The organism is Pseudonocardia nantongensis (genome assembly GCF_046546495.1).
GTDB lineage: Bacteria > Actinomycetota > Actinomycetes > Mycobacteriales > Pseudonocardiaceae > Pseudonocardia > Pseudonocardia nantongensis.
In genome coordinates, this window is the sequence record NZ_JBKGXT010000013.1 from 1 (window position 1) to 12,450 (window position 12,450).

The window sequence follows — 12,450 nt, forward strand, 5'->3', positions numbered from 1 at the left end:
CGCAGTCACCGCCAGCCTTACCCTCGACCGCAGCGTCCGCTACCAGCGGACCACAACCACCAACAACCTGTCCTCGATGTGTTGAGACAGATCTGTCGCAGATGTGCTGAGACAGGACACGCGGTCCTGACCGCGATAACCACTCACAGGCGCTCCTGGCACTCTGGTGCCATGGTGTGGCTCGCGGTGCTGGCCGGCGCGATGATCGCGGTCGGGCTGGCCGGGATCGTGCTCCCGGTGCTGCCCGGTCCGTTGCTGATCGTCGGCGGGGTGGCGGTCTGGGCGGTGCCGCGCACGGACGCGGTCGGCTGGTGGGTGCTCGGGATCGCGGTGCTGGTCACCGTGGCCGGGCAGGTCGCGAAGTACCTGCTCCCGGGCCGGCGGCTCAAGGCGTCCGGGGTGCCCACCCGGACCCTGCTGGCCGGCGCGGTGCTCGGCGTCATCGGGTTCTTCGTGATCCCGGTGGTGGGCCTGTTCCTCGGATTCGTGCTGGGGGTGTGGCTGGCCGAGCTGGTCCGGCTCCCGGACGCGGCGACGGCCTGGCGCTCGGCGCGCGAGGCGCTCACCGCGGTCGGGTGGAGCATCCTGATCGAGCTCGCGGCCGGGCTCGTGGCGACCGCGGTCTGGATCGGCGGACTGGTGGTGGGGTAGCGGGCCGCCAGGCCGCCGGCGCGGCCGGAGCCGCGGGAGCGCGCCGCCGCCGTCGGACCGGGCCGCCTAGACTCGCCCGCGATCACGACGTCGGGAAAGAGGTGTGCGGGTGAGCGGGACGATCCGGGTGGCGGTGCTGGGCGCGAAGGGCCGGATGGGCTCGGAGGTGTGCCGGGCCGTCGAGGGCGCCGAGGACACCGAGCTGGTGGCGGCGCTGGACGACGGCGACGACCTGTCCGCCCTGGAGGGCGCGGACGTCGCGGTCGACTTCACCCACCCCGGTGCGGCCCTGGACAACGTGCGGGCGTGCGTCACCCGTGGCGTCGCCCCGGTCGTCGGGACCAGCGGGTTCGACGCCGCGAAGTTCGACGAGGTGCGCGCGATCCTGGACCGGCACGGCTCCGGCTCGGTGCTGGTGGCCCCGAACTTCGGTGTCGGCGCGGTGCTGATGATGCACTTCGCCGGGCAGGCCGCGCGGTTCTTCGACTCGGCCGAGATCGTCGAGCTGCACCACGCCGGCAAGGTCGACGCGCCGTCCGGGACCGCGGCGCGCACCGCGTCGGTGGTCGCGGCCGCCCGCGCCGAGGCCGGGCTGGGCGCGGTGCCGGACGCCACCACCACCGATCCGGACGGGGCCCGCGGCGCGGTCGTCGACGGCGTCCACGTGCACGCGGTGCGGATGCCCGGCCTGGTCGCGCACCAGGAGGTCATCCTCGGCACCGACGGCGAGGTGTTCACGATGCGGCACGACTCGATGAACCGGTCGTCGTTCATGCCGGGCGTGCTGCTCGCGGTGCGCGCGGTCCGGGACCGGCCGGGCCTGACGATCGGGCTCGAGCCGCTGCTGGGGCTGACCTGACTCACTCCACCAGGCGCAGGTCCAGGGTCCCGGTGACCCGAACCTCGCGCAGCGTGCCGCTGCCGGTGTCCAGGGTGCGGACGGCGCCGTCGGGCTCCCAGCCGGCCCGCGCGTAGAAGGCCCGGGACGCGGCATCGGACTCCGGCACCCACGCCCGCCCGGTCTCCGAGCCGGCCTCGCGCAGTGCGGCGGCGGCCGTGGCGAGCAGCCGCCCGCCGTGTCCGCGCCGGCCCCACCGCGGCTCCACCAGCAGCGCCGAGACCTCGGCGATCGACAGGTCGTCGGCGCCGGCGTAGCGAGCCGCCGCGCAGAACCCGACGATCTCGTCACCCTCTCGGGCGACCAGCAGGTGGTAGCCCTCGCCGGCGTGCACCGCGTCGGTCCAGGCCGTGCGGGCGGCCTCGGACTCCAGGCCGTCCAGGGCCTCGTCCGGGACCAGGCCGGCGTAGGCGGCGCGCCAGGTCCGGGCCTGGATGCCCACGATCGCGTCGACGTCGTCATCGGTGGCGGGGCGGACGGTCGCGGTGGCCATGGGACCATGCCTACCCTGCGGCCGGGGAGACGTCCCACCCACCCCGCACACCGGCTCACAGCGGACGCACAGCCGGCACCGGGCCGCCGCTCAGGAAGCGCGACGAGAGTGGACTCCGTGATCGAACGACGATCGGACCCCCGCTACCAGGGCCGCCCGCTGCCCCGCCCCGATGACGAGCTCGTCGACCAGGGTCTCGGCTTCGACCTGGGCACCCTGTTCAACCGACGCCGGATGCTGACCGTGCTCGGCCTCGGGGCGGTCACCGCCGGCCTGGCCGCCTGCGGCACCTCCGCGAGCGCGACCTCGCCGGGCGAGATCCCGGACGAGACCGCCGGGCCGTATCCCGGCGACGGTTCGAACGGCCCGAACGCGCTGTCCGACGGCGGCGTGGTCCGCAGCGACATCCGGTCCAGCTTCGGCACCGGCAGCGCGGTCGCGCAGGGCGTCCCGATGACCCTGGAACTGACCATCACCGACCTCGCGAACGGCGGGGCCCCGTTCGCCGGGACCGCGGTCTACGTCTGGCACTGCGACCGGGACGGCAACTACTCGCTCTACGCCGAGGGCCTGGAGAACGAGAACTACCTGCGTGGGGTCCAGATCGCCGACGCCGTCGGGAAGGTCCGCTTCACCAGCATCTTCCCGGCCTGCTACTCGGGCCGGTGGCCGCACATCCACTTCGAGGCCTATCCCGACCAGGCCTCCATCACCGACTCCGGCAACGCGATCGCCACCTCCCAGGTGGCGCTGCCGAAGGACGCCTGCGATGCGGTTTACGCCACCGCCGGCTACGAGTCCTCGGTCGACACCCTCGCCGGGGTCACCCTGGACGGCGACAACGTCTTCGGTGACGACGGCGGCGCGAGCCAGCTCGGCACGGTCACCGGCGACACCACGGCCGGCTACGCGGTCGCGCTCACGGTGCCGGTGGACACCACGACCGAGCCGGCCGGTGGCAACGCCCCCGCCGGCGGCGGTCCCGGCGGCACCCCGCCGGACGGTCCGCCCCCGGGCAGCTGACGGCGCCGCGCGGTGGCCCCGGGTCCGCGCGGACACCACCCGCCGGCGTGGTACGCCCCCGCCGGCGGGCCCCACGGGGCGTCGGCGGTTGTTGTCGGTGGCCCGTGGCAGCATCCGACCCGTGCGGACGATATCGGCGGACGTGGCCCGGCGTGCCTTCCTCGCGGCCCAGGGCTTCACCGACCCCCGGCCGTCCGGGGCGGTGACCCGGCGGCACCTGCAGCGGGTGCTGGGCCGGGTCAAGCTGCTGCAGCTGGACTCGGTGAACGTCGCCGTGCGGGCGCACTACATGCCGCTGTTCAGTCGGCTCGGGAGCTACCCGACCTCGCTGCTGGACGACGCCGCGTGGCACCCGACCGCGCGCCGGCCGCGGCTGCTGTTCGAGACCTGGGCGCACGAGGCCAGCCTGGTGCCGGTCGAGGACTGGCCGCTGCTCGGGCACCGGGTGCTGCCGCGTCGCTGGTGGCGGTTCTACGGCCCGCTGCTGGAGAAGCACCCGTCGCTGGCCGGCGACATCCGCGACGTCGTCGCCGGGCGGGGGCCGATCGGGGCCGGTGCGATCGAGAAGGCGCTCGCACCCGAGGGCCGGGCCGGCGAGGTCCGGCCGCGCCCGCCGGGCGCGACCTGGTGGGAGCGCTCCGAGGTCAAGCAGGTCTGCGAGTACCTGTTCGCGACCGGCGAGCTCGCCGTCGGTACCCGGCGGCACTTCGAGCGGCGCTACGACCTGCCCGAGCGGGTGATCCCGGAGAAGGTGCGCGCCGCGCCGGCTCCCGACCCGGAGGCGGCGGCCCGTGTCCTGGTGGCCCGGTCCGCGTCGGCGCTCGGCGTCGGCACCGAGACCGACCTGCGGGACTACTACCGGCTCGGGCCGGAGCGGACCCGGACCGCGATCACCGAGCTGGTGGACGCCGGCGAGCTGGAACAGGTGGCGGTGCGCGGCTGGGCGAAACCGGCCTACCGGGACCCGGCCGCGAGCGTGCCCCGGTCGGTGCCCGGCCGGGCACTGCTGTGCCCGTTCGACCCGCTGGTCTGGGAGCGCGAGCGCACCGAGCGGATCTTCGGGTTCCGCTACCGGATCGAGATCTACGTCCCCGGCCCGAAGCGCGAGTACGGCTACTACGTCTTCCCGTTCCTGCTCGACGGCGAGCTCGCCGGCCGGGTGGACCTCAAGGCCGACCGGACGGCCGGGGTGCTGCGGGTGCCCGGCGCGTTCGCCGAGCCCGGCGCACCGTTCCCGGAGTCCCGGATCGCCGCCGAGCTCGCGGGCGAGCTGGCGACGATGGCGCGGTGGCTGGGCCTGGACGGCATCGCGGTGGGGGAGCGGGGGAACCTGGCCGGCCCGCTGCGCAGCGCGGCCGGCTGAGCGGGCCGTCACACCCCCAGCGGGAGGCCGATCGAGACCCAGGCCAGGAACAGCGCCGTCCACACCACGAACATCGTCACGCAGATCGGCAGCGTCATCGAGATCAGGGTGCCGATACCGGCGTCCCGCTTGTAGCGCTGCAGGAACCCGAGCGCGACCGCGAAGTACGGGCTCATCGGGGTGAGCGAGTTCGCCACCGAGTCACCGATCCGGAACGCGGCCATCGTCTGGTCGGCCTCGATCCCGACCAGCAGCAGCATCGGCACCAGCACCGGGGCCAGCAGCGACCACTGCGCCGACCCGGACGTGATCACCAGTCCGAGCACGAACACCAGCAGCACGGTCAGCAAGAGCAGCAGCGGCGCCGGTGCACCGAGGGTCCGCAACAGGTCGGCGCCGGAGACCGCGATCCACTGCCCGATGCCGCTCCAGGTGAACCAGGCCAGGAACTGGGCGATCACGAAGAACAGCACCAGGATCGGGACGATCTCGCCCAGGCCCTCGCGCATCAGCCGCGGCACGTCGGCCGGACGGCGGATGGTGCCGACTCGCAGGCCGTACGCGATGCCGACGGCGAGGAAGGTCAGCAGCAGCACCGCCGCGATGCCGTCCAGGAACGGCGAGGGAACCAGGGTGCCGTCGTCCGGATCGCGCAGCGGCGACCCCGGCGGCAGCCACACCGCGGCGTACAGCACGAGCGCGCCGAGCAGGGTCAGGCCCGCGTCGCGCAGGCCGCGGACCTGCTCCGGCGAGACCCGCGCGGCGGCCGCTTCGGCGCTTTCCGCCTCCGGCCCGGCCGCGTCGGCTCCGGCCGAGCCGTCGGCGTCCGGTTCCTCGGTGCGCTCGGCCGTCGGCTCCACCACCCGGTCCACGACGACCGCGGCCGCCATCGCGATCACCACCGCGCTCACCACGCTGAACCAGTAGTTGGACAGCGCGGTGAGCTGGATCGACGGGTCGACGATCGCGGCCGCCGAGTTCGTGATCCCGCTCAGCAGCACGTCGGTGGCGGTGACGAAGATGCTCGCGTCGTACCCGGCGCCCACCGAGACGAACGCGGCGACCGCACCCACCGCCGGGTTGCGGCCCAGCGTCCGGAACACCATGGCGCCCAGCGGGATCAGCACGATGAAGGCGGCGTCCGAGGCGACCGACCCGCAGACACCGGCGAGCATCAGCGCCGGGGTCACCAGCCGGCGCGGCGCGCGCAGCACCGAGACCCGCAGCAGGGTCGGCAGCAGCCCGCTGCGGTCGGCGACGGCGATGCCCAGCAGCACCGCGATGATCGTCCCGAGCGGCGGGAACTCGACGAAGTTGGGCACCGCCTCGGTGAGGGCGAACCGCAGGCCCTCGCCGGTCAGCAGGCTGCGGATCGGGGTGACCTCGTCCTGGCCGGGGACCTGCGCGGACAGTCCGGCCGCGGCGAGCACGGCGCTCAGCGCGGCCAGGGCCAGCGACAGCACCACGAAGAGGATCACCGGGTCCGGCAGCCGGTTGCCGGCCCGCTCGATCACACGAAGCACGCGGGCGAGCCGGGTCGGCCGCTCCTGCACGGTCCGGTCCGGTGCGTTCACGTGGCTCCCCCCGACGGGCCGGTCACGACGAGCGGGAGGCTAACCCGGACCCGTCCGGGGGCGCCACGAGGGAGGGACGGTCCGAAGTCGAGGCCCGGTTACCGGGCGGGGTCGATCCGGAACACCGAGATCGGCGGCATGTGGGCCCTCACCTCGGCGGTCGCGGAGTCCGGGCCGACCGGGAACGCCTGCCGCGCCCACGGCATGTCGAGCGCCCGCAGGTAGGTGCGCACCGCGGCGGCGGCCGCGTCCGGGTCCGGCCGGACCGCGGTGCCGGCGCTCGCGGCGTCGGCGGCGAGCAGGGTGCACCGCGGATCGGCGTCCAGGTTGCGCACCCAGTCCCGGGTGTCCTCGGGGGAGACCAGGTAGTGGGCCCCGTCGTGGCCGACCACGCCGATCGGGGTGTCGCGGTCCGCGCCGCTGTGCCGGCCGCGGGTGCGCAGCACGCGCAGCGCGTAGCCACCGTCGGGGACCGGCGCCGCAGGCATGCCCAGCACCCGGGTGGCCATCGACGCGTTCGCTCGGACGATCTCGCTGCGCTCCACGGGCCCGACCTTACGCCGGTGGCTCACCCGTCGAGTGTCTCGGTGGTGGAGATGACTCGGCCGGGTGAGCAGCGGTCAGGCCGCGGCCGCCGCGGCCCGGGTGACCAGGACGTCTCCGCTGCCGGTGCGCCCGCGCAGCCGCAGCCCGGGTGCGGTCGCGGGGTCGCCGCCGTGCACGTCGAGCTCGCTGCGGGCCCGGCCGGAGCCGGTCGAGAGGTCCAGCGCCGCGGCGACGCCGGAGTGCACGCCCACCCGGACGTTGCCGGAGCCGGTGCCGAGCACGACCTCACCGGACACGGCGTCGGCGAGCACGACGTCACCGGACCCGCTGCGGATCTCCAGGTCGCCGGTCAGCTCACCGAGCTTGATGTCGCCGCTCCCGGTCCGGACCCGTGACGGCCCGCCCAGCGACCCGACCTCGACCACCCCGCCACCGGTGCGCAGGTTCGCCCGGCCCCCACACGAGCCGAGGTCGATGCCGCCACTGCCGGTGGTGACCTCGGCGTCGCCGGTCACCTCGGCCACCCGCGCGGTCCCCGAGCCGGTGCGCACCGAGGCCCGGTCGGCCCGGCCGGTCAGCTCCACCCCGGCCGCGCCGGTGCGGACGGCGGGGCGGGAGCCCGCCGGCGCGCTGACCGTGACGGCCAGCGGGACCGCGCCGAGCGTCGGGTCCTCCGGGCCGCGGAGCACCAGCCGGCGACCGTCGGCGGACCAGCTGATCTGCACGGCGTCGACGGCGTCCGCGCTCGGGTCGCCGGTGGCCTCCCACGGCGCCCCGGCGATCGGCTCGAACCCGCGGCCGGACCAGCCCGCCCCGGCGGCCGGGCCGCCGGTCATCGAGCTGCCGATCCAGTCCAGCAGGCCGCCGAGCCCGCCGGACCACGGCGTTCCAGGCGGCCGGTCCGCGGCCACCGCGACCCGTACCTCGTCCGCGCCCTCGACCAGGTCCACCCGGACCCGGCCGCCGCCGGTGGCGATCTCCAGCTCGGCCGGACCGGTGCAGTCGAAGCGCTCTCGCCGGGTGCCGGCTTCCGGCCCGGTGCCGGTGCCCGTCCCGCCCGAACCGGAGCCGGACCCGGAGTCCGGGGCGGCGCCCGGACCGGAGCCCGGCCCGGTCCCTGCCCCGGTGCCCGGCCCGGGGTCCGTGGCCGCGGTGTCGTCCGGCCCCTGGAAGTCCTGCTCAGCGGGCTGCGGGAGGTCCCGGCCCTGCGTGTTCGGCTCGTCGGTCATCCCTGTACCCAGCCCTTCAGGTTGCGCCCGCTGCGCGGGTCCCGGCCCTCGGCGGCGTGCAGCGCGCCCTGCACGGCCTGCGAGACCCAGGTGTTCAGCGAGACACCCTGCGACTGGGCGGCCCGTTCGGCCTGCGCCTTGATCTGCTCGACGATCCGCAGCGTGACCCGGCTGATGTCACCCGCGTCGGCACCGAAGGGCGAGCCGGCGCCGGGGAACCCGCCGCCGCCCGGGGAGCCGCCCGAGCCCGGGAAGCCACCCGGGGACCCGCTGCCGCCCGGCGACCCGCCGGTGCCCGGCGCCTCGCCCGCGGGCTCGGCGGGGGCGGCGGGGCCGGCCTGCGATGCGGTGCCGGTGGCCCCGCCGTCGACCGAGACCCGGACGTCGCGGCCGTGCAGCCGGACCTCGACCGAACGGTCGCCGAGCGCGGCGGTCGCCTCGGACGCCAGGTCGGAGAGGGCGTTCATGATCGCCAACCGGGCGGCGGGCTCGATCGCCGAGCCGAGCAGGGCCGCGGTGCGGCGGGTCTGCTCGTCGCCCGCGGCCGCGGCGGCGGCGAGGTCGTCGCGCAGCTGCGCGACGTACGGGGTGAGATCCATGACATCACTATGGCGTCATCGGTGGCGTCGTCGCAACCACGATGTGGCGGCACGCGGTGTCACGCCGGGCCGGACGGTGCGGTCGCCTACTCTCACGCCCATGCCGGAGGCCGCGCCGAAGACCGTGCCGATGACCGTGCAACTCGTCGCCCGGACGGAGTTCCTCCCACCGGCCGACATCGGGTGGAGCACCGACGCCGGCGGTGGCCAGGCGCTCGCCGAGTTCGCCGGGCGGGCCTGTTACCAGTCCTGGGACAAGCCGAACCCGCGGACCGCGACCAACGCCGGCTACATCCGGCACATCCTCGAGGTCGGGCACCTGTCGGTGCTCGAACACGGCTCGGCGACCTTCTACCTGACCGGCCTCTCCCGCTCGCTGACGCACGAGCTGATCCGGCACCGGCACTTCTCCTACTCGCAGCTGTCCCAGCGCTACGTCCCGGAAGACGACGCCGCGATGGTCGAGCCGGACGTGATCGCCGCCGATCCGGAGCTGCACGCGCTGTTCGAGCAGGCGACGGCCGACGCCGTCACCGCCTACCAGCGGCTGCTGGCCGGGCTGGAGGAGCGGTTCGCCGGCGACGGGGCGGGTGGGGGCAGCAGCGCGACGCTGCGCCGCAAGCAGGCCCGCCAGGCCGCGCGCTCGGTGCTGCCGAACGCGACCGAGACCCGGATCGTCGTTACCGGGAACTACCGGGCGTGGCGGCACTTCATCGCGATGCGCGCCTCCGAGCACGCCGACGTCGAGATCCGCGGGCTCGCCGTCGCGTGCCTGCGGCGGCTGCAGGACGAGGTGCCGAACGCGTTCGCCGACTTCGAGATCCAGGCCCTCGACGACGGCACCGAGATCGCCTCCAGTCCCCTGGTCACCGAGGGCTGACCGTCCATTCGGGCCAGGACCACACTCAGGCCAGGACGGCGTGCACCCGGCGGCGCAGGTCCGGGACGTCCCGCACGACGATCGTCCGGCCGTCCTTGCCTACCAGTCCCTCGGCCACCAGCCGGGACAGCTCCCGGCTCATCGTGACCCGGGTGAGCCCGACCAGCAGGCCCAGCTCGTCCACGGCCGGGCGGATGGACAGCCGGGTGGTGGTGTCCAGTGCGACCTCGCCGTAGGCCTCGACCAGGTGCCCGAGCAGCAGGACCACTCGCTCGCGGGCGGGCAGCCCCTCGATCAGCACGTGCAGCTGCATCACCCGCTGCTTGTAGGCGATCCGGCGGGTCAGCTCCAGCAGCAGCTCCGGGGCGTCCCGGGCGGCGTCGAGCAGGGCGTCGCGGGTGACGGCGACGATCTCCGAGGGCTGGGTGACGACCGAGGCCAGGTGTCGCGGCCGGCCGTCCACGCAGGCCGCTTCACCGAGGGTGGCACCGGGCTCGGCGTAGGCCAGCGCGCGCTCCGAGCCGTCCGGTCGGTGCAGGTAGATCCGGACCCGGCCGGTACGGACCAGGTGGAAGCGGGTGGAGGTCTCGCCCTGCCGGTAGACGAACTCGCCGCGGGCGTAGTGCCGGGCGGTGCCGAGCGCGGCGAGCCGCTCGGTGAGCTCACCCGGAGGCTCGGTCAGGAACGGCGAGACGGGCGCGTCGTCGGGCGGCGCGGCCTCCGCGACGCGGGCCCCGCCGCGCGCCCGGCCCACCGACGCCTCGGACACCGTGGCCTCCCGGTCCGCCGCCGGGTGACCCCGACGGCGCCCGGTTGCCGCGCACGGTAGCCCGGACGGGGCCGGGACCGGAAGGCTGATCGCCCTGCGGTCCCGGCCCGTCCGGGTGGTGCGGGCGCCGCCGGCGACCGGGCCGGGCGGTGTCCGCGGACCGGGTCAGACGGTGGCGAGCTGGGCGTCCTGGGCGGCGAGCGAGTCGGCGTCGGTCTGCGGCAGGGCCAGCGTGCAGGCCAGGCTGAGCGCGGAGACCGCGGCGAGCAGGGCGCCGATCGCGAGGCTGCCGAAGAGCGGCACCAGGGCCGTGGAGATCAGCGGCACGATGCCGCCGCCGAACACGCCGGCCAGGTTGTAGGCGATCCCGGCGCCGGTGTAGCGGAACCGGGTCGGGAACAGCTCCGGCAGCTGCGCGCCGATCGGGCCGTACGCGATGCCGACGACGCCGAGCACCACGCACAGGCCGAGGCCGAACGACCACGCGGTGCCGATGTCGATGATCGGGAACGCGACGATGCCGGCCGCGACCGAGGCGACGTTGCCGTAGACGACCACCTTCCGGCGCCCGATCCGGTCGGACAGGATCGCGCCGCCGATCGTGGTCAGCGCGAACACGATGCCGCCGACGATGCCCATCGCCAGCACGGTCGGCCGCGTCAGCCCGAGGTTCTGGGTGCCGTAGCTGGTCAGGTAGGTGACGCCGATGTAGAAGAAGGCGAACACCGCGGTCGTCGAGCCGGCGCCGAGGAACACCGCGGCCGGGCGGGAGGTGAACACTTCGGCGACCGGGAGCCGGGTCGCGCCGGTCGCCGACCTGCTCTGCTTGAAGGTGGCGGTCTCCTCCAGTGCGAGCCGGACGTAGAGCCCGACGGCGACCAGCAGGACCGAGCCGATGAACGGGATCCGCCAGCCCCAGGCGACGAACGCCTCGTTGCTCATGGTCAGCGCCGTGATCAGGAACGTGGCCGAGGCCAGCGCGAACGCGACCGACGGGCCGAGCTGCGGGAACAGCGCGTACTTGCCGCGGGCCCTGGTCGGTGCGTTCTCCGCGGTGAGCAGGGTGGCGCCGGCCCACTCGCCGCCGACCGCCAGACCCTGCACGACCCGCAGCACGACCAGCGCGATCGGGGCCAGGACGCCGATCGTCCCGGTGGTGGGCAGCAGGCCGATCGCCAGCGTCGAGAAGCCCATCAGCAGCAGCGTCGTGACCAGGGTTCCCTTGCGGCCCAGCCGGTCCCCGAAGTGGCCGAACAGGATCGAGCCGAACGGGCGGGCGACGAACGCGACGCCGAAGGTGGCCAGGGCCAGCGCGGTGCCCGCGGCGGCCCCCAGCTCGGGGAAGAAGACCTTGTTGAACACCAGCGCGGCGGCGGTGCCGTAGATGAAGAAGTCGTAGAACTCGATGACCGTCCCGGTCATGCTCGCGAGCGCGATCCGGCGCATCGACTTCGGTGGCTGCCCGGCAGCGGTATCCGTCACCTGGTTCTCCCCTTCGAGATCACGGTGTGGGTGGCCGTCGAGGCGCCCGGATGCGGCGCGTCGATCGGGACGGCAGGAGTATGCGGAGCCGGGCGGACGGGGTCTGTATCACTGGCTACAGAACTGCGTCGCGGCATCAACTTTCTGTCGACCGTTTGTCCGCCGCTCGTCGCACCGTTCGCCGTGCCGGGCGGTTCCCGGTGCGCCGCACGGCAGCCGGGACCGGGCGGTACTACGGTCGGACCGGTGAGCCTCGCGACCGACGAACGTGCCGCCATCTGCGACGAGTTCGAGCGTTCCGGCCCGGACCGGCCGACGCTCTGCGAGGGCTGGAACGCCCGTGACCTGCTCACCCACCTGCTCGTCCGGGAGCGCCAGCCGTGGAACGCGGCGGGGATCGTGGTGCCGGCCCTGTCGGCGGTGACCGACAAGGCGATGGCCACCTACGCCGGCGAGGCCTGGCCGAACATGATCGCCGACCTGCGGAAGGGCCCACCCGGCTGGTCGCCGTTCAGGCTGGGCAAGGTGGACGAGATCGCCAACGGCGGCGAGTTCTTCGTCCACCACGAGGACCTGCGCCGGGGTGAGCCGGGCTGGGAGCCGCGCCCGGCCGACCCGGGACGCGACGACCAGTTGTGGACCATGCTGTCGTCGATGGCGAAGCTGCTGTTCCGGCGCAGCCCGGTCGGCGTGGTGCTGCAGCGCCCGGAGGGCGCCCAGCAGGTCGTCGCGACCGGCCAGGGGCTGGTCACCGTGACCGGCGACCCGGCCGAGCTGGTGCTGCACGCCTTCGGCCGGGACACGGCCCGGGTGGAGGTCACCGGCCTGCCGGCCGACGTCGAGGCCTACCGGGCCGTCCCCGGCGGTCTGTGACCGCCGCGCACCGGCACGGGTGCGGCCGAGGAGAGCGACCCGGCCGTCCTCCCCGGTACGGGCGCTGTCC

Annotated in this window: 13 protein-coding genes; 6 read left to right on the top strand and 7 right to left on the bottom strand. The window is 74.8% G+C overall.

Annotation, left to right across the window (positions count from 1 at the left end; all coding sequences use genetic code 11):
• Positions 1-171 precede the first annotated feature (171 nt).
• The gene (locus ACLFMI_RS15225) at positions 172-651 is read left to right on the top strand and encodes a DUF456 domain-containing protein (protein ID WP_410948506.1); all 480 of its coding nucleotides are present in this window, start codon (positions 172-174) and stop codon (positions 649-651) included.
• 109 nt (positions 652-760) lie between these two features.
• Positions 761-1,510 carry a 4-hydroxy-tetrahydrodipicolinate reductase gene (dapB, locus tag ACLFMI_RS15230; RefSeq protein ID WP_410948507.1) on the top strand — a complete coding sequence of 250 codons (750 nt, stop codon included), beginning with the start codon at positions 761-763 and terminating at the stop codon, positions 1,508-1,510.
• A gap of 1 nt (position 1,511) precedes the next feature.
• On the opposite strand, the gene ACLFMI_RS15235 is transcribed toward dapB, so the two are convergent.
• A complete protein-coding gene (locus ACLFMI_RS15235) occupies positions 1,512-2,042 on the bottom strand; it encodes a GNAT family N-acetyltransferase (protein ID WP_410948508.1) in 531 nt (176 codons plus the stop codon).
• A 117-nt stretch (positions 2,043-2,159) separates the two neighbouring features.
• On the opposite strand from ACLFMI_RS15235, the gene ACLFMI_RS15240 reads away from it, so the two are divergent.
• Both ACLFMI_RS15240 and ACLFMI_RS15245 read left to right on the top strand, forming a co-directional pair.
• On the top strand, positions 2,160-3,065 hold the full coding sequence (locus ACLFMI_RS15240; RefSeq protein ID WP_410948509.1) for an intradiol ring-cleavage dioxygenase: 906 nt from the start codon (positions 2,160-2,162) through the stop codon (positions 3,063-3,065).
• A gap of 121 nt (positions 3,066-3,186) precedes the next feature.
• Entirely contained in the window at positions 3,187-4,428 is a 1,242-nt protein-coding gene (locus tag ACLFMI_RS15245) for a winged helix-turn-helix domain-containing protein (RefSeq protein WP_410948510.1), read from the top strand.
• Positions 4,429-4,436: 8 nt separating this feature from the next.
• Here ACLFMI_RS15245 and ACLFMI_RS15250 read toward each other — a convergent pair whose 3' ends face one another.
• The 4 genes from ACLFMI_RS15250 to ACLFMI_RS15265 all read right to left on the bottom strand — a co-directional run bounded on the left by ACLFMI_RS15250 (position 4,437) and on the right by ACLFMI_RS15265 (position 8,376).
• On the bottom strand, positions 4,437-6,002 hold the full coding sequence (locus ACLFMI_RS15250) for an AbgT family transporter (RefSeq protein WP_410948511.1): 1,566 nt from the start codon (positions 6,000-6,002) through the stop codon (positions 4,437-4,439).
• A gap of 98 nt (positions 6,003-6,100) precedes the next feature.
• Positions 6,101-6,574 carry a nitroreductase/quinone reductase family protein gene (locus ACLFMI_RS15255; protein ID WP_410948512.1) on the bottom strand — a complete coding sequence of 158 codons (474 nt, stop codon included), beginning with the start codon at positions 6,572-6,574 and terminating at the stop codon, positions 6,101-6,103.
• Between the two features lie 48 nt (positions 6,575-6,622).
• Positions 6,623-7,777, bottom strand: a complete 1,155-nt coding sequence (locus tag ACLFMI_RS15260; protein ID WP_410948513.1) for a DUF4097 family beta strand repeat-containing protein — start codon at positions 7,775-7,777, stop codon at positions 6,623-6,625.
• Positions 7,774-8,376: a toxin-antitoxin system HicB family antitoxin gene (locus ACLFMI_RS15265; protein WP_410948514.1), complete on the bottom strand. Its 603-nt coding sequence runs from the start codon at positions 8,374-8,376 to the stop codon at positions 7,774-7,776. Before ACLFMI_RS15265 ends, ACLFMI_RS15260 begins: the two co-directional genes overlap by 4 nt.
• A gap of 100 nt (positions 8,377-8,476) precedes the next feature.
• On the opposite strand from ACLFMI_RS15265, the gene thyX reads away from it, so the two are divergent.
• Positions 8,477-9,256: an FAD-dependent thymidylate synthase gene (gene thyX, locus ACLFMI_RS15270; RefSeq protein WP_410948515.1), complete on the top strand. Its 780-nt coding sequence runs from the start codon at positions 8,477-8,479 to the stop codon at positions 9,254-9,256.
• A 25-nt stretch (positions 9,257-9,281) separates the two neighbouring features.
• Here the strand turns inward: thyX and ACLFMI_RS15275 are convergent, their stop codons facing one another.
• Both ACLFMI_RS15275 and ACLFMI_RS15280 read right to left on the bottom strand, forming a co-directional pair.
• The gene (locus tag ACLFMI_RS15275; protein WP_410948516.1) at positions 9,282-10,025 is read right to left on the bottom strand and encodes a Crp/Fnr family transcriptional regulator; all 744 of its coding nucleotides are present in this window, start codon (positions 10,023-10,025) and stop codon (positions 9,282-9,284) included.
• 165 nt (positions 10,026-10,190) lie between these two features.
• Positions 10,191-11,507, bottom strand: a complete 1,317-nt coding sequence (locus ACLFMI_RS15280) for an MFS transporter (protein ID WP_410948517.1) — start codon at positions 11,505-11,507, stop codon at positions 10,191-10,193.
• Positions 11,508-11,753: 246 nt separating this feature from the next.
• Here ACLFMI_RS15280 and ACLFMI_RS15285 point away from each other — a divergent pair, with 246 nt between their 5' ends.
• Entirely contained in the window at positions 11,754-12,380 is a 627-nt protein-coding gene (locus ACLFMI_RS15285) for a TIGR03085 family metal-binding protein (protein WP_410948518.1), read from the top strand.
• The last annotated feature ends 70 nt before the right edge of the window (positions 12,381-12,450 follow it).